The 22868-nt window shown below is 36.3% G+C and carries 22 protein-coding genes; 18 read left to right on the top strand and 4 right to left on the bottom strand.

Translation table 11 applies throughout. From position 1 onward, the window contains the following. Positions 1–47 precede the first annotated feature (47 nt). From A6B43_RS07345 to lptD, 6 genes are all read left to right on the top strand, one after another. Positions 48–440, top strand: a complete 393-nt coding sequence (locus tag A6B43_RS07345; RefSeq protein ID WP_124211000.1) for a RidA family protein — start codon at positions 48–50, stop codon at positions 438–440. Positions 441–467: 27 nt separating this feature from the next. Further along, entirely contained in the window at positions 468–1208 is a 741-nt protein-coding gene (gene pgeF / locus A6B43_RS07350) for a peptidoglycan editing factor PgeF (RefSeq protein ID WP_124210332.1), read from the top strand. A 211-nt stretch (positions 1209–1419) separates the two neighbouring features. Then, entirely contained in the window at positions 1420–1998 is a 579-nt protein-coding gene (yihI, locus tag A6B43_RS07355) for a Der GTPase-activating protein YihI (RefSeq protein WP_124210333.1), read from the top strand. Between the two features lie 57 nt (positions 1999–2055). Continuing rightward, entirely contained in the window at positions 2056–2505 is a 450-nt protein-coding gene (locus A6B43_RS07360) for a DUF2489 domain-containing protein (RefSeq protein ID WP_124210334.1), read from the top strand. A 7-nt stretch (positions 2506–2512) separates the two neighbouring features. After that, positions 2513–3880: an oxygen-independent coproporphyrinogen III oxidase gene (gene hemN / locus A6B43_RS07365; RefSeq protein WP_124210335.1), complete on the top strand. Its 1368-nt coding sequence runs from the start codon at positions 2513–2515 to the stop codon at positions 3878–3880. A 186-nt stretch (positions 3881–4066) separates the two neighbouring features. Further along, the gene (gene lptD / locus A6B43_RS07370; protein WP_124210336.1) at positions 4067–6397 is read left to right on the top strand and encodes an LPS assembly protein LptD; all 2331 of its coding nucleotides are present in this window, start codon (positions 4067–4069) and stop codon (positions 6395–6397) included. A gap of 72 nt (positions 6398–6469) precedes the next feature. Here the strand turns inward: lptD and yfbV are convergent, their stop codons facing one another. After that, positions 6470–6904 carry a terminus macrodomain insulation protein YfbV gene (yfbV, locus tag A6B43_RS07375; protein WP_124210337.1) on the bottom strand — a complete coding sequence of 145 codons (435 nt, stop codon included), beginning with the start codon at positions 6902–6904 and terminating at the stop codon, positions 6470–6472. A 124-nt stretch (positions 6905–7028) separates the two neighbouring features. On the opposite strand from yfbV, the gene A6B43_RS07380 reads away from it, so the two are divergent. The 10 genes from A6B43_RS07380 (at position 7029) to fadD (ending at position 16714) form a co-directional block, all read left to right on the top strand. Beyond that, complete coding sequence (locus tag A6B43_RS07380; RefSeq protein WP_124210338.1) at positions 7029–7766, top strand: hypothetical protein; 738 nt, start codon at positions 7029–7031, stop codon at positions 7764–7766. An 8-nt stretch (positions 7767–7774) separates the two neighbouring features. Further along, positions 7775–8323 carry a septation protein A gene (locus tag A6B43_RS07385; protein WP_124210339.1) on the top strand — a complete coding sequence of 183 codons (549 nt, stop codon included), beginning with the start codon at positions 7775–7777 and terminating at the stop codon, positions 8321–8323. Next, entirely contained in the window at positions 8313–8759 is a 447-nt protein-coding gene (gene yciA / locus A6B43_RS07390) for an acyl-CoA thioester hydrolase YciA (RefSeq protein ID WP_124210340.1), read from the top strand. The genes A6B43_RS07385 and yciA overlap by 11 nt, the downstream gene beginning before the upstream one ends. An 18-nt stretch (positions 8760–8777) precedes the next feature. Further along, positions 8778–9074: a YciI family protein gene (locus A6B43_RS07395; protein ID WP_124210341.1), complete on the top strand. Its 297-nt coding sequence runs from the start codon at positions 8778–8780 to the stop codon at positions 9072–9074. Positions 9075–9174: 100 nt separating this feature from the next. After that, entirely contained in the window at positions 9175–12075 is a 2901-nt protein-coding gene (glnE, locus tag A6B43_RS07400) for a bifunctional [glutamate--ammonia ligase]-adenylyl-L-tyrosine phosphorylase/[glutamate--ammonia-ligase] adenylyltransferase (protein WP_124210342.1), read from the top strand. Between the two features lie 17 nt (positions 12076–12092). Beyond that, positions 12093–12476: a hypothetical protein gene (locus A6B43_RS07405; RefSeq protein WP_124210343.1), complete on the top strand. Its 384-nt coding sequence runs from the start codon at positions 12093–12095 to the stop codon at positions 12474–12476. A 141-nt stretch (positions 12477–12617) separates the two neighbouring features. Beyond that, complete coding sequence (locus tag A6B43_RS07410) at positions 12618–13436, top strand: 5'-nucleotidase, lipoprotein e(P4) family (protein WP_124210344.1); 819 nt, start codon at positions 12618–12620, stop codon at positions 13434–13436. 98 nt (positions 13437–13534) lie between these two features. Then, positions 13535–14539 (top strand): MucB/RseB C-terminal domain-containing protein, encoded by a 1005-nt coding sequence (locus A6B43_RS07415; protein ID WP_124210345.1) that lies wholly within the window; start codon positions 13535–13537, stop codon positions 14537–14539. After that, on the top strand, positions 14536–14964 hold the full coding sequence (locus tag A6B43_RS07420) for a SoxR reducing system RseC family protein (RefSeq protein WP_124210346.1): 429 nt from the start codon (positions 14536–14538) through the stop codon (positions 14962–14964). The genes A6B43_RS07415 and A6B43_RS07420 overlap by 4 nt, the downstream gene beginning before the upstream one ends. Before the next feature lie 10 nt (positions 14965–14974). Then, entirely contained in the window at positions 14975–16714 is a 1740-nt protein-coding gene (fadD, locus tag A6B43_RS07425) for a long-chain-fatty-acid--CoA ligase FadD (RefSeq protein WP_124210347.1), read from the top strand. Between the two features lie 66 nt (positions 16715–16780). On the opposite strand, the gene leuB is transcribed toward fadD, so the two are convergent. Beyond that, positions 16781–17857, bottom strand: a complete 1077-nt coding sequence (gene leuB / locus A6B43_RS07430; RefSeq protein WP_124210348.1) for a 3-isopropylmalate dehydrogenase — start codon at positions 17855–17857, stop codon at positions 16781–16783. Between the two features lie 136 nt (positions 17858–17993). Between leuB and cmoB the strand changes: the two genes are divergently transcribed. Both cmoB and gltS read left to right on the top strand, forming a co-directional pair. Then, entirely contained in the window at positions 17994–18956 is a 963-nt protein-coding gene (gene cmoB / locus A6B43_RS07435; protein WP_124210349.1) for a tRNA 5-methoxyuridine(34)/uridine 5-oxyacetic acid(34) synthase CmoB, read from the top strand. A gap of 166 nt (positions 18957–19122) precedes the next feature. Next, the gene (gltS, locus tag A6B43_RS07440) at positions 19123–20337 is read left to right on the top strand and encodes a sodium/glutamate symporter (protein WP_124210350.1); all 1215 of its coding nucleotides are present in this window, start codon (positions 19123–19125) and stop codon (positions 20335–20337) included. 117 nt (positions 20338–20454) lie between these two features. On the opposite strand, the gene A6B43_RS07445 is transcribed toward gltS, so the two are convergent. Both A6B43_RS07445 and A6B43_RS07450 read right to left on the bottom strand, forming a co-directional pair. Beyond that, positions 20455–22101: a putative transporter gene (locus tag A6B43_RS07445; protein ID WP_124210351.1), complete on the bottom strand. Its 1647-nt coding sequence runs from the start codon at positions 22099–22101 to the stop codon at positions 20455–20457. Between the two features lie 325 nt (positions 22102–22426). Further along, positions 22427–22801 (bottom strand): YacL family protein, encoded by a 375-nt coding sequence (locus tag A6B43_RS07450; protein ID WP_124210352.1) that lies wholly within the window; start codon positions 22799–22801, stop codon positions 22427–22429. Positions 22802–22868: the final 67 nt, after the last annotated feature.

Below are 22868 nucleotides of genomic sequence, written 5' to 3' on the forward strand. Positions count from 1 at the left end.
AACCTTTCACACTGGAAAGACAATCTTATTCATAGAAGGAAAAAATGATGACAATGGTAATTCATACTGAAAAAGCACCGCAGGCTATTGGGCCTTATGTACAAGCGGTTGATCTAGGTAATTTAGTGCTAACATCTGGGCAAATTCCAGTTAATCCGCAAACAGGTGAAATATCAGCAGATATTGTGGCACAAACACGCCAATCCCTTGAAAATATTAAAGCGATTGTTGAGCAAGCAGGTTTAACTGTAGCAGATATTGTTAAAACAACGGTATTTGTAAAAGATTTAGCAGATTTTGCACGAGTAAATGCAGAATATGAGCTTTTTTTCCGTGAAAATGCTCACCCATCTTTTCCTGCTCGATCTTGTGTTGAAGTTGCTCGTCTTCCAAAAGATGTTGGGGTTGAAATAGAAGCGATTGCTGTAAGAAAAGGCTAAAATAACAAAATATAGGGAATAGATAGAATGAAAATTATCCAACCAACGTGGGTAGTGCCGAACCATATACACGCTTTGACCACAACCCGCTTAGGTGGAGTGAGTTTAGCACCTTTTGCTTCGTTTAATTTAGGCGATCACGTTGGTGATGATCCACAAGCGGTAGAGAAAAATCGCCAATTATTAGTGGAAACTTACCGCTTGCCTCAATTCCCTATATTTTTGAACCAAACACATACCACGAGAGTGTTGCGATTACCCTTGAAAGATACTGAAGATTTAAATGCTGATGCAATTTACACAAATCAACCTAATCAAGTCTGTTTAGTGATGACAGCAGATTGTTTACCTGTGATTTTTTGTAGCCGTGATGGAATGGAAATTGCAGCTGCCCACGCTGGTTGGCGGGGATTATGTAATGGCGTATTAGAGACAACTATTGCTGAATTTACTTGCCAACCTGATGAAATTAGCGTTTGGTTAGGGCCTGCTATTGGACCAACGGCATTTCAAGTTGGACAAGATGTAGTAGATGCTTTTGCACGAGTTGATGAACAAGCTAGAGAGGCATTTGTTCTTGATTCTACGACAAGCGGTAAGTTTCTCGGTAATCTTTACCAAATTGCTCGCCAACGTTTAAATAAATTAGGTGTTCAAGCTATTTTTGGTGGCGATTATTGTACTTATAGTAATGTAACGGCGTTTTTCTCTTACCGTAAAGAGCACCAAACAGGAAGAATGGCAACGCTTATTTGGCGTAGTTCATAATGATGAATATATAAATTGTACAAATATTGCTAATAATGTAACAAAAGCGTATTTTCTTATCTTTTTAATCCATTAACTAACATCATTTTTGCATTTTTTAGCAAGAATTGATTGCTTGGAGCAATTCGTATTCTTCATTTTTCATTACTGATCATTAGTGATACAATTCCAAACCAATTTATATTTACTTAATTTATTTAATAAGAAGACTATGAGTCGTAGCAAAAAAACACGCAGAGTTACCGATATAATGCCGATGAGAAAGGTAGATAAACCTTTTGAACAGCCTAAAGCACGTCCTTCAAAAAACCGTAAACCAACACGTTATGAATTAGATCTGCAAGCTCGTGAAGAGAAGAAAAAGCGTAAACATCGAGGCTTGCCTTCAGGTTCTCGTGCAAATGATGGTGTTGAACAGAAGAAAACGACAGTAAAAGAGGTTAAAGATACTCGCATTGGTAGCCGTAAAAAAGTGCCATTAATGGTTGAGTTTGTAAATCAACCTGAAAAAGGTAAATTGATTAAACCTGTTGTGCCTGTAGAAGATGTTAAACCGCGTTTAGCACCCGAAGCTGAGTTAGAACAGTTAGAAAATAATGAGTGTTTAAACCAGTTATTAGATGAATTAGAAGCAGGTAGAAAAATTTCAGCAGAAGATCAACGTTTTGTTGATGAATGCCTAGATCGAGTGCAGGAATTGATGACTGAATTGGGTATTGAAGATGAAGAGAACAATGATGATACACTACTTCGTCAATTTGAAACCGTAGATATCAATAAATTTCGCTAAATACGTTAAATACCAAAAATAAGAGTAGTTGAAAATATAGGATAGAAGGATAAGAGAATGTGGCGATTTTTTTGGATTATTTTAGCATTATTAATTTTATTGTCTTTGGCAGGCTATGCATTCTCTCTTTTTTGGAAATTACAGGAACAGAAAAAGCAGATAGTACAGACAAAGAACAAACGTTTTTTACGAGTAATTGAAAGTATTGAAATTATTGCCAACGCAATGTTGGTTGAGCAATGTAATTTGTCTGAAGGTGTTTTACGATTAAAACCACTGCTTGATGTGTTAGGAAAAAAATTAGCTAACTTCTCTGCAATGTGGATACTATATCAAGTGGTACAAGATATGCCTATTTTAGAGGATCGTAAGATGTTGAAACGCAATGAGCGAATGAGATTAGATTTAGATCGTGAAGCAAAAGAGGCAGAATTAGGCACTGAGATTAAAGGTGAATTAAGCCAATTATTAGTAGAAATTAAACAATTTAAACAAGAGTTGAAGTAGGTTATTCATGTCAGAAATTATTTGGGATCTTGATTTGATCCAAAAATATAACCAATCAGGGCCACGCTACACGTCTTACCCAACAGCATTGGAATTTAATGAAGCATACAATGATGACGATTTTCAAATTGCAGCTAAACGTTATCCAGATAAGCCTTTATCTCTCTATATTCATATTCCGTTTTGTCATAAATTATGTTATTTCTGTGCTTGTAATAAGATTATTACACGGCATCAACATAAGGTTGATATTTATTTAGATTACTTAGAAAAAGAAATTATCTATCGTTCATCATTATTTAAAAATCGTACAGTTACCCAAATCCACTGGGGCGGCGGTACACCGACGTATTTAGATGAAGAGCAATCTGCTCGTTTAATGAAAATGCTTCATACTCATTTTAATGTAAGTGAAAAAGCAGAAATTAGCATTGAAATGGACCCCCGTGAAATTGAGTTATCAATGTTAGATCACCTATATAAAATCGGTTTTAACCGTTTAAGTATGGGAATACAAGATTTTAATAAAGAGGTACAAAAATTAGTTAATCGTGAACAAAATGAAGAATTCATTTTTGCTTTAGTTAAACGGGCAAAAGTACTTGGTTTTAAATCTATCAATATTGATTTGATTTATGGTTTACCTAAGCAGTCGGTAGAAAGTTTTATCTATACTTTAGAGAAAGTGATTGAGCTAAATCCAGATCGAATGAGCGTATTTAACTACGCACATTTACCAAGCCGTTTTGCGGCACAAATCAAAATTAAAGATGAGATGCTGCCAGCACCTGAAGTAAAATTAGAAATCTTGCAAAAAACGATTGAAACATTAGGTAAAGCAGGCTACCAATTTATTGGCATGGATCATTTTGCAAAACCTGATGATGAATTAGCAGTTGCTCAAGAACAGGGTATTTTACACCGTAATTTTCAGGGCTATACAACCCAAGAAGATGCGGATTTATTGGGAATGGGCGTTTCTGCGATTAGTTTATTAGGTGATAGTTACGCTCAAAATCATAAAGAGTTGAAACAGTATTATACAGAAGTTGAAATGCGTGGCATTGCTTTACAGAAAGGCTTAATGATGACGAAAGATGACTGCTTACGCCGTGATGTGATTAAAGCATTGATCTGTAATTTTAAAGTCGATTTTTCTTCTTTGGAACAGCAATATCAGATCGACTTTAAAACTTATTTTGCGGAAGATTTAGCATTACTTGCTCCATTAGTTCAAGACGGTTTAGCCGAAATTGAAGAAGGTCGAATTACAGTATCGCCTCGTGGGCGGTTATTAATCCGTAATATTTGTATGTGTTTTGACGTATATTCAAGACAGCAGGCTAAACGTCAGCAATTCTCTCGTATTATTTAAGTAACAAGCGGTGAGATATTCATTATTTTTGCAGAGGTCTGATACATCTAATGTATTAGACCTTTTGTTTAATGTATGGAATGCTTTCAGCTAGTGGTACTTTTTGGTATGATAAACACAATATAAATAGCAAACTTATCTTAAAATCCTACCGCTTGCATCCCCAAGGTAGAAATAGGACAGCGTATGAAACAACCTCAGTATAGCTTACTTTCCTTTGCCATTTTTGTTGCTTGTTATAGTAACAATGCAATGGCAGACTTAAAATCTCAATGTCTGCTCGGCGTTCCACAATTTCAAGACGAACTTGTTCAGGGTGACCAAACTCAACTGCCCGTTTATATTGAATCAGACAGTGTATTAATTAACCAACCGAAAGATGCAACGTATACGGGGAATGTAAGCGTTCGGCAGGGTAACCGTTCGGTAGTTGCAGATGAAGTTCGTATTGAGCAAGATGGGGATAAAGCTCGTAATGCTTATTTACGTGGCGCTTTTGATTATCGGGACAATCTTATCAATGCGACTGGACGAGATGCGTCGTTTAATTTATTAAATAAAGATGCAGATTTAGGAAATGCTGATTATCAATTTGTAGGACGGCAAGGGCGAGGAGTGGCAGAAAATGTGTCGGTTCGTAGTGATCAACGTGTATTGAAAAATGCCAGTTTTACTTCCTGTTTATCAGGAGATAAATCTTGGTTGATTGAAGCGAAAGAAATGGTTCAACACGTTAAAGAAGAGTATGCTGAGTTATGGCATGCCCGCTTTAAGGTGCTAGGTGTGCCGATTTTTTATTCTCCTTATTTACAATTTCCTATTGGTGATCGTCGTCGTAGTGGGTTACTTATTCCAAATGCAGGACACTCTAGCCGTGATGGTTATTTCTATTCGCAACCTATTTATTGGAATATTGCCCCTAATTTAGATGCAACAATTACGCCGACTTATTATACTCGCCGTGGCTGGCAGCTTTCGCCAGAATTTCGTTATTTAACGATGCTTGGAGAAGGAAGAGTAGCTGCAGAATATATGCAAAAGGATCGTCTAGCGCAGTGGGCAGAAAAAAATAAACGCCGTCATTTATTTTTTTGGCAGCATAAAATCAATTTTGCAAATAATTGGCGATTTTCAGCAGATTATACCAAAGTAAGTGATCGCCGTTATTTCAGTGATTTTGATTCAGCGTTTGGTAATAGTACCGATGGTTATGCAACTCAGAATTTTAAATTAGGATATTATCAGCCACACTATAATTTATCGGTTTCTGCAAAACGTTTTCAAACTTTTGATGAATCAGGTAGTAAGCCTTACCGTGTGTTCCCACAAATTGATTTTCATTACTATAAAAATGATATTGTGGAAAAGGGCGATTTTTCATTATTCACCCAGCTTTCCCATTTTGAAAATGATAGTAAGGAAATGCCAACAGCGTGGCGTTTACATGCCGAGCCAGCCATTAATTTCCCTCTGGCAAATCGGTATGGTAGTTTAGCATTTGAAACGAAGCTCTATGCAACCCATTATTGGCAGAAATCGGGAAAAGCAGAAGGTTCAGAACAGGTTGCTCGTAGTGTAAACCGAGTATTGCCACAAGTTAAAATTGATTTAAAAACAACGCTACAAGCAACTAATAATTTGTTTAATGGTTTTTCTCAGGTGCTAGAACCACGAGTGCAATATGTATATCGACCTTATAAAAACCAAGGAGACATTGGCTCAAAACGCCAAAATAGTTTAGGGCTTGGCTACGATTCTGCATTACTACAACAAGACTATTTTTCTTTATTTAGTGATCGACGTTATAGCGGTTTAGACCGAATTGCATCAGCAAACCAAATGACGTTTGGCGGAACAACTCGCTTCTTTAAAGATAGCACTGGAGAAGAAGTATTCAATTTTAGTGCAGGACAAATTTATTATTTCAACCCATCTAAAATTGATGAATCACAAAATAGTAAAGCAGGGCGTTCATCCTCGTGGTCTTTAGAGTCGAATTGGAAATTTCACCCTAAATGGAACTGGCACGGTGCTTATCAATATGACACTCGTTTGAATAAAACTGCATTGGCAAATACATCTTTACAGTTCAAACCTAGTGAGAATAAAGTTGTACAGCTTAATTACCGTTATGCAAGTCGAAATTACATTGACCAAAATTTAAGCTCCAATCGTTATGGACAGGATATTAAACAAGTAGGCGCAGTGTTAGGTTGGGAAGTTACAGATAATGTATCTGTTATGACATCTCATTATCGTGATCTTGCGTTGAAAAAAGGCGTAGAATCCCAATTAGGTTTAACTTATAACACCTGTTGTTGGAGTGCTTCGTTTTATACAGCACGCCGTTTAGTAGCCACGCCAACAGGTAAGCCTGATAGCATAAAAGATTTTTATTACGATAACCGTTTTGGGGTTAATTTTGAGCTTCGCTTTGGTAATAGCTATAATAGCGGTGTATCAAGAATGTTGAAAAAAGGCATAATTCCTTATACAGAAACGTTCAATATCAATTAATTGATCGCAGTAAATAATTAAAAAGGCCTTTAATAATATATTGAAGGCTTTTTTATTAAGAATATTTTAGCGTTATAATTCATCAAAATAACGTTGCCCTAGTGTTTTCTCCGCAAGTTTTAACAGCGTTGCAAAATCTTGATAGGAAGGCGCCGCTTGTTCTGCCATTTTATATTGTTTATTACGTAATTGTTGGCGTAAATGTTCATGCCATTCTAATAATGAAAGAGGTAACGGCGAGCTTGCCCGACGCCCTAGCCAGTATAAACCTTGAAAAGGAATACTTAATGCAAATAGTGCGGTTAATGTTGCATTGGCAGTAATTACCTGTTCTGAGTCTGCAAAAGAATATTGCCAAAGAAGAGCAAAACAAGCAAAAGCAGGCATTATTTTTGATGCTAGCTTAATAAGCTGAATGATACGATAGTCGGGCAAAAATAAGTTTAATTTTTTCTGATTAGGTAGCGTATTAAGATAAATTTGTCCTGCTTTAAATGTTGTAAACATAATAATTTTTTTGAAATAAAGAGAGTGAATATTCTAACGAAGCGATAGAAATCTACAATAGCGAAATAGTATAACACTTGCTATACTTTGTGCTGTTTTATTTTCTTGATTGAAAGGATTATTAATGCCAATTCGATTTCCACAATTATTACAAGATAGTTGGAATTTTATGCGTAACCATACGCAATTTAGCCTATTTGGTTTTTTACTCTTATTGTTATTACAGGGGAGTATGACGTTTTTTGCTTATCAAGTACCCGAGCCTTCGCAAGATTTAGTAAGCCAAGACGTTGTGGAACAAGTTGTTATTGCTCAGTTTTTACCAACAATTATTGCGGCGATCGCTACCATATTTATAAATGTTTTATTGATTTTAAATATAAATACGATTATTGCGGGGCATTATTCGCATTTTTTTACTAATTTAGGGCAAACGGTTAAATATTTTTTTCCTGCGCTTTGGCTGAATATTATTATGATATTACCAGTGTCAATAGGGGTCGCAGGGGCATTATCTGGTACAGGTAGCTTTCTTATTCTTCCATTATTTGTTGGATCAATGTTTATCTTTATCCGTCTTTGTTTAGTTGTTTTCGTTTATATCATTGAACAACCGCAAAAGAATATAAGTGAAAGCCTTCGATTTATATGGCAATTAGGGCGTGGAAAAATGAGATGGTTAATGTTATTTTGTCTGCTAAGTTATCTATTTCCTGGTGGTATCAATATTTTATTATCAAAAATTTTGCCAGAAATGCTAACTGCAATTATTTTGCCATTATTAACGAGTGCAATAAATTTATATTTAATTATATTTGGCTTTCGTTTTTATCAGGCTTTACGAAGCCTATCCCAAGTTTAGGAGATTAAATGAAACAATTACTTGAATTTATTCCACTCATTTTATTTTTTGTTGTTTATAAAATGTATGGTGTGCAACAAGGTGCGTTAGTTTTAGTTGTAGCTACCCTTGTTCAGTTGATTTTATTACGAGTAATATATAAAAAAATCGAAAAATCGCAATGGATTGTCGGTAGTTCAGTCGTTTTCTTTGGTTTATTAACGGCGTATTTTAATGACTTAGATTTCCTAAAATGGAAGGTTACTCTAATCAATGCGTTATTTGCAGGAGCGTTATTAGTTAGCCAGTATATTTTTCATAAGCCATTGATTAAAATATTACTGGGAAAAGAGTTACAGCTACCCGAAATAATCTGGCAGAGATTAAACCTTGGTTGGTCAGTCTTTTTCTTATTATGTATGGCAATTAACATTGTTATTAGCCAGTTTTTCTCCGACGATATTTGGACAACATTTAAAGTTTTTGGATTAACGGGAATGAGCTTAGTTGCTGTTGTAGCAACAGGTATTTATCTCTATCCACATTTGAAACAGCAAGCGGGTACAAATGATAAATAAACAAATCCGTAATCCGAAAGGTTCATTGATTTTACGCACCCTAGCAATGCCTTCAGATACGAATGCAAATGGCGATATTTTTGGTGGTTGGATTATGTCGCAAATGGATATGGGTGGTGCAATTTTAGCCAAAGAACTCGCTCACGGACGAGTCGTTACAGTGTCAGTAGATAGTATGAGTTTTTTACAGCCTGTTTCTGTGGGTGATGTTGTATGCTGTTATGGAAAAGTTGTTAAAGTTGGGCGAACATCATTACAAGTTAAAGTTGAAGTGTGGATTAAAAAAGTTGCTGAGGGTGGAAAAGAGCGTCATTGTGTCACCGAAGCCCTATTCACTTTTGTGGCAATAGATAAAAATGGGAGACCACGGGCTATTCCTCGTGAAAATAATCCTGAATTAGCTGAAGTGCTATCAGAACTTGAAAATATTGATTAACTCAAAAAGGAGTAACTGATGTATTATGTAATTTTTGCGCAAGATATAGCCAATACACTTGAAACGCGTCTTTCCGTGCGGGAAAAACATTTAGCTCGTTTGACGCAATTACAAAACGAAGGACGTTTATTAACCGCAGGGCCTAATCCTGCCGTAGATGATGAAAACCCGGGGCAAGCAGGTTTTTCTGGTTCAACGGTTATTGCTCAGTTTAATTCTTTGGAAGAAGCAAAACAGTGGGCATCGGAAGATCCTTATGTAGAAGCAGGTGTTTATGGTGAGGTGATTGTTAAACCGTTTAAAAAAGTCTTTTAAGCGGTTAGATTACTTAATATTTTGCAACATAGTTTATGTAAGTCACTACGGTCTATGCTAATTGTTGTTGACCGTAGTGGTGATTTTTCAGGGCCTGATTATGTGCCAATCTCTTCTTTCTCACGCCAAACAAACATTGAATGAGCTGATTGCTTTTCATTCTATTCCCACCGAGTTTGCAAAAAATAGTTGTATTTCACCACTTGTTAATGCAATAGCCTTGTCGGATTTTGTTGCAAAGCAGTTATATAAACAGCCTGAATTGTTGCAAAAATGGCTTATTCAGTTACCTAACATTGAGGATTGTCAGTTCTATTTAGAGCGGTTACAAGCGGTGATTTATCACAAAAATTTACCGATTGAAACAGAGGTTCAACTACAGCAAACGCTACGGCAATTTCGCCATACAGAAATGGTGATATTGAGCTTTTTACAATCAAATAGATTAGCGACCCCTAAGCAGATTTTTGAACGATTGTCTGATTTAGCCGAAGCCCTTGTTTTAACGGCTCGAGATTGGCTTTTTCACCAATTATGTCGGGAATATGGTACGCCCGTAAATTCGTCAGGTGAGGTGCAAGAATTACTTATTTTAGGTATGGGAAAATTAGGGGGGCGGGAGCTTAACTTTTCGTCTGATATTGATCTGATTTTTACCTATCCAGATGCAGGCGAAACCCAAGGGGGAAGAAAAACGATTGAAAACAGTAAGTTTTTCACTCGTTTAGGACAGCGTTTGATCCGAGTATTAGATGAAATTACCCTTGATGGACAGGTTTATCGCATTGATATGAGGTTACGTCCCTTTGGTGAAAGCGGTGCGTTAGTCTTAAGTTTTTCTGCTATGGAAGATTATTACCAAGAGCAGGGGAGAGATTGGGAACGCTATGCGATGATCAAAGCGAAAATTCTAGGGGAAGATGAACAAAATCCAAATCATCGCTATTTGAAATCATTATTACGTCCTTTCATTTATCGGCGATATTTAGATTTTAGTGCTATTCAATCCTTGCGAGAAATGAAGCAAAAAATTAGCCGAGAAGTTCGCCGTCAAAGGTTAGAAGATAATATTAAATTGGGGGCTGGAGGCATTCGAGAAATTGAATTTATTGTACAAGCCTTTCAGCTAATGCGAGGTGGGCGAGATAAAATTCTACAACAACGAAGTCTATTAGCTGTGCTACCTCAGCTAGTTTCACTTAATTTATTGACACAAACGGACGTTAGCCAATTACGTAATGCCTATCTATTTTTACGCCATACGGAAAATATTTTACAAGCGATTGATGATCAGCAGACCCAAACGTTACCGAATATTGAGAATGAAAATGACCGCTTGCGTATTTGTATTGCATTTGGCTGTCAGCGATGGAGCCAATTTACCAGCCTTTTTGAAAAACATCGTCAAAATGTGAGCCGTATTTTCAATGCACTGATTGGTGGCGATGAAACTGAATATAAAGAGAATGAACAGCCTATCCAATTAGCAATGTGGTCGGATATTTTACACCATCAAATATCTCTGGTGGAGCTTAATAAGTGCTTAGCTGATTATTCAATAGATAATCAGGATATTCCTACCATTTTTAACCATTTTTCAGCAACATTTCAAGGGTGGTTACAACGTCCAATTGGCGTGCGTGGTCGAGCAGTATTGCAGAAATTGCTGCCAATAATTGTGGATAGACTCTTTAAGCATCAAGATTATCTACTGCTTTTACCCCGTATTTTAAACATTATGGATAAAATTATCACGCGTACGACTTATTTAGAATTGCTGTTTGAAAAAGAGCAGATTTTGCCTAAATTATTTACCTTGTGTAGCCAATCCATAATGATTGCAGAGCAGATTGCACGTTATCCAATGCTGCTTGATGAATTATTACTTAGCCAATCTTTAACGGAGATTACAGCGCTTGATCAATATTCAACAGTATTACGTGAATATTTATTGAGAGTACCAGAAAATGATGAAGAGGCGTTATTAGATGCATTACGCCAATTTAAGCAGAGTCAATTACTCAGAATTTCTGCAGTCGATATTTTAGGTAGCTTACCAATAATGAAAATTAGCGATCATCTTACTGCCCTTGCAGAAGCGGTAATTGGTGAAGTGGTCAATATCGCTTGGAAACAGCTTTCTAACCGTTTTGGTTCACCAGAACACTTAGAGTGGGGGGAACAAGATTTTGTGGTCATTGGTTATGGTAAACTTGGCGGAATTGAGTTGGGCTATAATTCCGATCTTGATCTAGTTTTTCTACACAATGCACCCGAAAATAGTGTAACACTTGGCGGGAAAAAATCTATTTCAAGCCATCAGTTCTATCTCAAATTAGCTCAGAAAATTAATAGTATTTTCAATGTGAATACCAGCGCTGGGGTATTATATGAGATAGATATGAGATTACGCCCTTCTGGAGAAGCTGGTTTATTAGTCAGTACATTTAATGCCTATGAACAGTATCAACATAATGAAGCGTGGACATGGGAGTCGCAAGCGTTAGTCAGAGCAAGAGCGGTTTACGGTACGCCTTTATTATGTGAAAAGTTTGAACAAATCCGCAGAGAAGTGCTTACAACTCCACGATCAAGCGGTCAGTTAGCAAATGAAATTTGTCAAATGCGTAAGAAGATGTACCAGCATTTAAGTCAAACAAAAAAAGGTGCTTTCCATTTAAAACAAGATTGTGGTGGTATTACCGATATTGAATTCATTGCTCAATTTTTGGTATTAAATAATGCTCATCAACAACTTGAAATGGCGGTGTGGTCAGATAATGTTCGTATTTTTGATAGTGCAATGGAATCTTGCCTACTTTGTAAAGACGATGGGGAGCTTTTAAAGCAGTGTTACATACAATTACGCACTAAAATTCATCAATTAAATTTATTAAATCAGGAACTTATTGTAAGTGATGATGAATTTGTTGCAGAGCGAGAGATTGTCAAAACATTATGGCACAAAATTATTGTATCTGTTATGGACGAATCTGAATAGAAATACGGGAGAAACTAATGAAATATCATCATTTATTACTGAGCATAATTATTGTGAATTTAACTGCTTGTGCAATTACACCACAACAAAAAATGGAACGAGAAGCGAAACGAGTAAAAGCAGAGCAAGCTTTGCAAGTATCATTAGCAAAACAATGTGATCCAAATACGGCTGAATTAATGAATCAGCAGTTTAATCCACCGTTATCTCGCAGCGAAAAAGAACAAGCGCTATTTGAACGTCAATATGTAGAAAAAGTAAATAGCCCAATGTTCCAAGCTTGTTATAAATTAGCTTGGCAAAATTATAAAGCTCAAGAAGAAATTCGCCAAATGCGTTACGATTATAATCGTGATTATGGCTTTGGCTTAAGCCGTTTCTGCAATGCGTGTTGGTGGTAATGCAAGCGGTCGAATTAGTGCAAAATTTTGCGAATAACAAATAAACAACGGAAAAGTTGCATTTGGCTATCGTCTGGCTATTTATTTTCCGTTATAATGACCAAGCATTGACATTTCTTTACGATAACTGAGGAGAACAAAATGAAATCAATGACGTTAAAACTATCTGCCATTGCTGTGGCGGCAACTATTGCTTTAACTGGTTGTGCAACTCAGCAAACATCAAATGGTGAAGAAAAATTACAACAGCACGCAATGCTGGGTATAAACTGGATGCAAGAGTCTGGTGAATACCAAGCTCTTGCTTATCAAGCTTTTAATTCAGCCAAAGTAGCGTTTGATAATGCTAAAGTAGCTAAAGGGAAGAAAAAAGCTGTTGTGGTTGATCTTGATGAAACGATGATGGATAACAGTGGTTATGCAGCGTGGCAAATCAAAAATAATAAAGGATTTGACGGTGCAGATTGGACTCGTTGGGTCAATGCTCGCCAAACTCGTGCAATCCCTGGCGCCGTTGAGTTTAATAACTATGTAAATAGCCATAAAGGCACGATGTTCTATGTATCTAATCGTAAAGATAGCAGTGAAAAAGTTGCTACATTAGATGATATGAAAACACTTGGTTTTAACGGTGCTAATGAACAAACCCTTTATCTGAAAAAAGACAAATCAAATAAAACTCCACGTTTTGCTGAAATTGAAAAATTAGGCTATGAAATTGTTCTCTATATTGGTGATAATTTAAACGATTTTGGTGATGAAACTTATAAAAAACCAAATGCAGATCGCCGTACATTCGTAGAAAAAAATCGTCAGCAATTTGGTAAAACATTTATTATGTTACCAAATCCAAATTATGGTGATTGGGAAGCTGCATTATTTAATTATGATTATAAACGTACGGCCGAACAAAAAGCGAAAAACCGTACGGACGCATTGCGAGCTTGGGACGGTAAATAATCGTTTCTCTTTACAAAGGCCCGAATATTCGGGCTTTTTTATGCAATTAAGATAGTTTTTTGTTACAATCCAAACCTCTTAATTTTTCTGGCAGAATTATGAAAAAGATTTCATTACTGACGATTTTATTGAGTTTATTTTCTTTGATGTGTCAGATGGCATGGGCGGAAGATAAGCCTATGTCGCCCCAAGCTTATCTGAATGCGATGACAAATGCTCATCGCCAGTTGAATTATGAGCAGCTTTACATTGTTCAGCAGGGAGAAAATGTGCAATCATTGCGTTTTCGACATGCTAATTATCAAGGAAAAGAATATGCACAGCTATTACGATTAGACAATACTCGTGAGGAGATTATTTTACGTAATAATATGGTGAGCTATTTTGGCGAATTTCAGCCATTTAGTTTACCAAATAATAAAATTATTGATGATCTGCCTAGTGTAATTTATGCGGATTTTAATCAACTCAAAGGGTATTATTTTGTTGATGCGGGGCGAACTCGTGTGGCAGATAAATTAGCGAGAATAATACGTATTGTGCCACGAGACGAGTTTCGTTATCAATATGTTCTGTGGATTGACGAAGAAACTCATTTATTATTAAGAAGCGATCTGTTAGATAGAGATCGCAATGTGTTAGAACAATTTAAAGTTATTCAAAGTAGTGTTAATGAACAGCTTTTATATATTATTGAGCCGATTGAATCATTAATTTTACCGACTTTAATTCAGCCTAAAATACAGCCACAAAGCCATAATTTAACGTGGCAGCCTAACTGGTTACCTAGTGGTTTTAAAGTAGTGTCAGCAGGGCAACAGCGTTTGTCTGATATTACTTTTAATGAGCCTGTAGAAAGCCAGCTATATAGCGATGGGCTTTTCACTTTTACTGTATATAACGTTGAAAATAAAGGGTTAATTTTTAATGAGCAATTTTGGCGGCAGGGAAAATTAAGTATTTATAGTCAGACAGTTGGCGATAGAGATTTAGTGATTGTGGGGGAAATTCCCTTAGTATCGGCTCGTCATATTGTGCAAGAAATTCGTTTATCACAAAATAATGAAGTAAAACAACCGCTTGTAGAAGGGGGCAAACAATGATGATTGAGCGAGCAACAGTATTACATTACCAAAATGGTGTTGCAATAGTACAATGTTATGCAAAAAGTGGTTGTGGTGGCTGTGCAGGAGAAACAAGTTGTGGTACAAAAGCTCTTTCTGCGTTAGCGGGAGAAAAGTTTGCACCTCGGTTTGAGGTTAAAGTAAACGAAATATTACGCCCAGGTGATCAAATTGAATTGGGATTGGCTGAAAAAAGCTTGTTTTTTAGCCTATTTTGGCTTTATGGTTTACCACTTATGGTAATTTTAGCATCGAGTTTGCTTTTTTCTCAATGGATTCACAATGAATTATTAGTGGCATTGCTAATATTAGTTACTACAGCAATAACATTTTTCACAATAAAAAAAATACTCTCACGCAATATAAAAAGCGATATTGTTCCGCAGTTTGTGCGTAAGATTTAAGGAGAATAGAATGGAAAAGATTTGGTTTGATAATTATCCAGATGGTGCAACCCGTGAGATAAATCCAGATCAGTATGAATCTTTGATAGAAATGTTTGAACGTTCAGTGCAACGTCATCCAGATATTCCTGCTTATATTAATATGGGGAAAATCCTAACCTATCGTAAATTAGAAGAACGTAGTCGTGCTTTTGCCGCTTATTTGCAAAATGAATTACGCTTAGAAAAAGGTGAGCGTCTTGCATTAATGATGCCAAATATACTGCAATATCCTATCGCTTTGTTTGGTGCTTTGCGTGCTGGGCTGGTGGTTGTTAATGTTAATCCGCTCTACACACCTAGGGAATTAGAACATCAATTAAATGATAGTGGGGCAAAAGCCATTATAGTGGTCTCTAATTTTGCAGCCACACTCGAAAAAGTCGTTTTCGATACTCAAATTAAACACGTTATTTTAACTAGAATGGGAGATCAGCTCTCTTTTGGTAAGCGAACGTTAGTAAATTTTGTGGTGAAATATGTCAAAAAATTAGTGCCGAAATATAAGCTACCTCATGCCGTAAGCTTTAGAGAGGCGTTGAGTATTGGTAAACAACGGCAATATGTTAAGCCTCAAGTACATTCTGATGATCTCGCTTTTTTACAATATACAGGTGGCACAACGGGAGTTGCTAAAGGTGCAATGCTTACGCATCGTAATGTAGTTGCTAACGTTCTTCAAGCTAAATGGGTTGCTTATCCGCTTGTGAAAGGTAATGGCGATCAAATAGCTGTGATTGCTTTGCCTTTATACCACGTTTTTGCTTTAACGGTAAATTGCTTATTGTTTGTTGAATTAGGTATTACAGGTTTATTGATTACAAATCCTCGTGATATTACGGGCTTTATAAAAGAATTAAAAAAATATAAAGTGTTAGCGATTACAGGGGTAAATACGCTATTTAATGCGTTATTGAATAATCCACTATTTAAAGATGTCGATTTCTCAACATTAAAATTGACGGTGGGAGGAGGAGCAGCGGTTCAACGAGCTGTTGCTGAACGTTGGCAGAATGTAACAGGTTGCCATATTATTGAAGGGTATGGGATGACGGAATGTTCACCATTAATATCAGCAACTCGTAATGATACTACTGAATATTCAGGATCTATTGGTATTCCTATGCCGAATACAGATATTCGTGTTGTTGATGAAGATGGGAATGATTTACCCCTAGGAGAACGTGGTGAATTATGGGTTAAAGGGCCACAAGTTATGCAAGGCTATTGGAAACGTCCTGATGAAACCGCAGAAGTGTTAAAAGATGGTTGGATGGCAACGGGTGACATTGTTGAATTTGGTAAAGATTTAAATTTACGCATTGTCGATCGCAAAAAAGATATGATTATTGTATCGGGGTTTAATGTTTATCCAAATGAGATTGAAGACGTAGTAGCATTACACCCGAAAGTGAATGAGGTTGTTGCTGTTGGTATTCCAAGTGAGGCCTCGGGCGAAGGCATTAAAATTTATGTAACTAAAAAAGATGAGAGCTTAACTCGTGATGAGTTGCGTAGCCACTGTCGTCAATATCTTACTGGTTATAAAATTCCCCGAGATATTGAATTTCGTGATGAATTACCAAAAAGTAATGTAGGTAAAATTCTTAGACGTGTATTAAGAGATGAAGAGATAGAACGTTTAAAAACAGCCCATATTGCAGATAAAATGACTGCTGGATCTGAAACGCCGACAGAGAAAAAAGACTAAATGAACTAATAAAATAGATAGCAAGCGGTTAGATTTTAAAAAATTTAACCGCTTTTTATTTAGGAGTTAGATATAATTTGCAATTAAATCGCCCATTTCATTTGTAGAAATGGGGGCAGTTTGAGAAACTAAATCAGCGGTGCGATAGCCATCGGCTAATACTTTTTGCACAGCAAGTTCAATGGCTTTAGCTGGTTCTTCTAAGCCAAAACTATAACGTAATAGCAGTGCAGCAGAAAGAATTTGCGCAATAGGATTGGCGATATTTTTACCTGCAATATCGGGTGCAGAACCGCCTGCTGGCTCATATAATCCAAAGCCTTTTTCATTTAGGCTTGCAGAAGGTAGCATACCCATTGAGCCTGTAATCATTGCACATTCATCAGAAATAATATCGCCAAAAATGTTTGAACATAGTAATACATCAAAAAAGCTAGGTTGTTTGATAAGCTGCATTGTCGCGTTATCAATATAGATATGATCAAGGGTAACTTCGGGATATTGTTTTGCAATTTGATTAACTGTTTCACGCCATAATACCGAACTGGTTAGCACATTCGCTTTGTCCACAGAAGTAACGTGTTTATTACGTTTCATTGCAGTTTCAAAGGCAACTTTGGCTATCCGTTCAATTTCATAGCGATAGTAGATTTCAGTGTCAAAAGCTTTTTCCATCGCCCCTTCACCTTCACGCCCTTTAGGTTGTCCGAAGTAAATTCCACCAGTTAATTCCCGTACGGTTACAATATCAAATCCTTTTTCTGCAATATCAGCTCGCAATGGGCAGAATTGTTCTAATCCTTTATACAAAGTTGCTGGTCGAAGATTACAAAATAGTGAAAAATGTTTACGAAGTGGTAATAATGCTCCTCGTTCAGGTTGTTCATTCGCAGGTAAATTTTCCCATTTAGGCCCACCTACTGAGCCAAATAAAATAGCATCGGCATTTTCACAGCCTTTAAGTGTGCTATCTGGTAGAGCTTTACCGTGATTATCAATAGCAATACCACCGATATCATAGTGGTGATAGTTAAGTTTAACTTCAAATTTTTGTTGAATTTTATCAAGCACTTTTAAGGCTTGAGCCATAATTTCAGGACCAATTCCGTCTCCACTTAATATGGCAATGTTGTAAGTTTGCATGGGGTTTCCTTTTATATTATTGTTGTAAATCGCTTTTACAATATAAAATTTTATAGAATAAATCTAGTATGTTTTGCTGATTTTGCAAAATCCCTTTACAATCTCACCGCTTGTCATAATTCAATGAGTTAAAGATATGATTGATTTTCGTCCTTTTTTTCAACAAATTGCTACAACGCCATTATCTGATTGGCTTGAAACGTTACCCCTACAATTAAAACAGTGGCAAAAGCAAACCCACGCTGATTACCCTAAATGGGCTAAAATAGTGGATTTTCTACCTAATTATCCAGCAGAAATTGATTTAACTCAGCGAGTCGAATCTCGTTTATCTGAGCCATTATCTTCTGGGGAAATGCAACGATTAGTTTACCATTTAAAACAGTTAATGCCGTGGCGTAAAGGCCCCTATCATTTGTATGGCGTACATATTGATACCGAGTGGCGCTCGGATTTTAAATGGGATAGAGTATTGCCTCATTTATCACCATTAAAAGATCGTATTGTGTTAGATGTTGGCTGTGGCAGCGGTTACCATATGTGGCGAATGGTAGGGGAGGGGGCAAGAATGGTGGTTGGTATTGACCCTACGGAGCTTTTTTTATGCCAATTTGAAGCCGTGCGTAAACTATTAAATAACGATCGCCGAGCTAATTTAATTCCGCTTGGTATTGAGCAAATGCAACCGTTACACGCTTTTGATACGGTATTTTCAATGGGGGTGCTATATCATCGAAAATCACCACTTGATCATCTTTCGCAACTGAAAAATCAACTGGTTAAAGGTGGAGAGCTTGTACTTGAAACATTGGTTATTGACGGGGGAGTGAATGAAGTCTTAGTGCCGGTCGAGCGTTATGCCAAAATGAAAAATATCTATTTTATTCCATCTGTAATGGCATTGATAAATTGGTTAGAAAAAGTAGGATTTAGCAATGTACGTTGTGTTGATGAAGAGGTAACAACGTTGGAAGAACAGCGTAAAACAGATTGGTTAGAAAATGAGTCATTAGTAGATTTTTTAGATCCTAATGATCAATCGAAAACGATTGAAGGCTATCCTAGACCAAAACGAGCGGTAATTATTGCGACAAATTAATGTGAAATATTAAGATGGGTTGGAAATAATAATTTTTTCCTTTAGTTATGTGAAGGTAAAAGTATAAAAATAGCTGTTATATTAGGCTATGTGTGTCAATTTTTTGACAGCTGTTATGATTTTCTCTAGTATTAGCCCTTTTTTATTTATAGGAAGGAGAATATTTTTGGAATCTATTATTCTTAATGGTTATTACACACTCATTGTAGCAACATTGGTCTTATTAATTGGCAAATTATTTGTAAATCGAATTAAATTTCTACAAGATTTTAATATTCCTGAAGCTGTAGCTGGCGGGTTATTTGCTGCACTGATTATTTTCTGTTGTTATAAATTTTTTAATATTACTTTCCAATTTGAAAGTTCTCTACAAACTACCTTTATGTTAGTTTTCTTTTCTTCTATTGGCTTATCCGCAGATTTTTCACGTTTAAAGCAGGGGGGAAAGCCGTTAATTATATTTTTGGCTGTGGTTGGCATTTTTATTATTATACAAGATATAGTGGGTATTTCATTAGCAGCCTTGTTAGGACTTGATCCATTAATTGGATTATTAACAGGGTCGATTACATTAACGGGTGGACACGGTACAGGAGCAACCTGGGGAAATTTGTTTGTTCAAAAATATGGAATTTCAGCGGCAGTTGAAATTGCAATGGCATCAGCAACTTTCGGCTTAATTGCAGGAGGTTTAATTGGTGGGCCAGTGGCTCGTCGTTTAGTCAATAAAATGAAAATGTCGCCAATTAAGCATCAAGCTAAAATTGATTCTTCAGAGAAGTATAGCGATGATACTTTTGAAGATATGGATAATGTGCGCTTAATTACAGCAAATTCAGTCGTAGAAACAACCGCATTATTTGCTGCTTGTTTAGCGTTTTCATCAGTAATGGTGCATATTTTTCCTAATACTGGATTACCTCAGTTTGTATGGGCGTTAGGTTGTGGAGTCATATTACGCAATATTCTTACCTTAGTATTCAAATTTGATATGTTTGATCGTGCTATTGATGTATTTGGTAATGCATCATTGAGCCTATTTTTAGCTATTGCATTGATGAGTATAAAACTATGGCAATTATCAGGTCTAGCTGGTTCGCTTTTTATTATTTTATTTATACAAACGATTGTGATGATTTTATATACTTATTTTATTACTTATCGTTTTATGGGAAAGAATTATGATGCGGCAGTGCTTTCAGCAGGACATTGTGGTTTTGGCTTAGGTGCAACACCAACTGCTGTTGCTAATATGCAATCTGTTACAGAATCATTTGGGCCATCGCATAAAGCATTCTTGATTGTACCGCTTGTTGGTGCATTCTTTGTTGATTTCATCAATTTAGGGGTAATTACGACAATGATTGGTTGGCTTAAATAGTGTTGATTGGAAATAGAAATAAGTAAGATATTGATCTTATATCGTTTATAAAGCTAGAAAATATATTAAGGGCTGTGTTCAACATATTATTGAAGCAGCCCTTTTATTCTAGCTAGCCTACACCCAGAGCAAAATAGCCAACAGTTGGGGCAAAATAATGCGACAGAACATCACGAGTGGATAGACAGTAGCATACGCAAGTGAAGCGGCACCATTATCTTCTTTAATTGCATTAGCAAAAGCAAGAGCAGGGGGATCAGTCATTGAGCCTGCGAGTAAGCCACAAAGAGTCAGATAATTTAGTTTGCCATATATTCGAGCTAATATACCAGTCACAAGTAGTGGGATAAGTGTAATGATTATTCCATAGCCAATCCAGGATAGACCGTCATTACTAAATAAAATTTGAAAAAAATTCCCACCAGCTTTCCAGCCTACTACTGCAAGAAATAATACGATACCAATTTCCCGTAAGGCGAGGTTTGCACTCGGTGGCATAAACCAATATAGTTTACCAATACTGCCAAGGCGAGCTAAGATAAGGGCGACAACTAATGGACCGCCGGCTAGCCCGATTTTAAGTGCAACGGGGAAACCAGGAATATAAATTGGGATAGAGCCAAGTAATACACCTAAACCAATTCCAATGAAAATTGGTAGCATCTGTACTTGTTGTAATTTTTGGTGAGCATTACCGATGATTGTCATCACTTTTTTAATATCTTCTTGGCGACCGACTAGATTTAACACATCACCGAATTGTAATGCCATTTCCCCAGTGGGAATAAGCTCTACGCCCGCACGATTTAAGCGAGAGATAACTACATCATATTTGCCTTTTAGCATAAGTTGGCGAATTTTTTTGCCAAAGACTTTCTCGTTAGTAACGATAGCCCGTTCACTACGATAAGTTGTATCTTGTGTAGTAATTGAAGTGGCGGTTATTTCGCCAATGATAAGTTGCATTTTATGTAATGCAGATTTTTCTCCAACAAGGTGCAGTATATCACCGAGTTGAATTTGGGTATCAATTTTAGGTACAAAGAGTTCGTTATTACGTTTTAAACGAGAATAGATGACATCGTGTAGCTCAAAATCTGGCAATTCTTTTAGAAGTAATCCATTTAGATTAGGGTTAGTAACTCGTACATTAAGTGTACTAAGTCCTGTTTTTTGATTATGTTGGGTTTTCTCAAATTGTTTGGCTTCCGTATCAACATTTACTGAGAATAAAATTCGAATCAGCCACATAGACAATAGAATACCAATAATGCCAAATGGATAAGCGATGGCATAACCCATTCCCATTATTGCAGTATCGCTGCCTAATTCATTTAAAATCTGTTGCCCCGCACCTAGAGATGGTGTATTTGTTACTGCTCCTGAGAAAATTCCAAGAATAATTGGTAATGGAACATCAAATAATTTATGTAAAAGCACAACGAGCAGACCGCTTAATCCGACAGCAAGGAGGGCAAAGGCATTTAATTTTAAACCAGATTGACGTAATGATGAGAAGAAACCAGGGCCAACTTGAATTCCTATCGTATATACAAATAAAATCAGTCCAAATTCCTGAATAAAATGGAGAGTATGCTCGTTGAGCTGGATACCAAATGAGGACATAAAATGTGAAACGAGAATGCCACCAAATAATACTCCACCGATCCCTAAGCTAACATTCCGAATTTTTATATGACCAATCCATAGCCCTAAAACAGCAACTAATGATAATAGGCTTACTGTTAATGCAATTTCACTCATACCACCTCACAAGAATATATAGGGTGAGTAATTCTAACAAAATGAAATAAATAAAAATGCGATCTAATTCAAGAAATTGACAAGAAGATTTACATAATGCTGTAAACCTATCTAGTGCCTTCGCTATTTATCGTTGTATAAAAAATGGGAATTACAAATAGGTGATCGGTTATAGAATTATTTGCTTTTATCACATACTTACCATTTGTTAAGTTGTTTTTTACATTTTTTAGAATTACTATAAGGTAAGTTTGTTTAAATAAACATTAATAGATTTGAAATGTAATAAAAATAAAAGGCCATTATAGTGCGACCTTTTATCGAATTAATGAAATGTTTTAGTAAACCGATCGTAGGCTTGTAAAAATACCTCAAAATCTTCTAATCCACAAAAAGCAATACTTTCCTCATTATAGAAATTAAAGCCTTCTTCCATTTGTTCAAAATCTTCAATATCCATTGCTAAGTTATTCGCTTTTACCATCACTTCTTCTGCATTGAGATAAAGGGTATATTCACGTCCTTCAAAAATAGTTTCATAATTGGGCGCAAGTTTACATTTAGTGATTTCAGTAAGAATATCTTGTAGTTCTATAAAATTTTGCACTATTTCAGTATTGAGCCAATGGGCAAAGGCTTCGTGATCCATAGAGCATTTAGCCATAACGCCGTGCATTGTGTGAGTAAATTGATAGTCCATTGATTACCTTATTTAGATAGCACAAACGGTAAGATAAGCAAATTTTTTGCAAATTTCACCGCTTGTT

Source organism: Vespertiliibacter pulmonis (assembly GCF_013377275.1).
GTDB classification, from domain to species: Bacteria; Pseudomonadota; Gammaproteobacteria; order Enterobacterales; family Pasteurellaceae; genus Vespertiliibacter; species Vespertiliibacter pulmonis.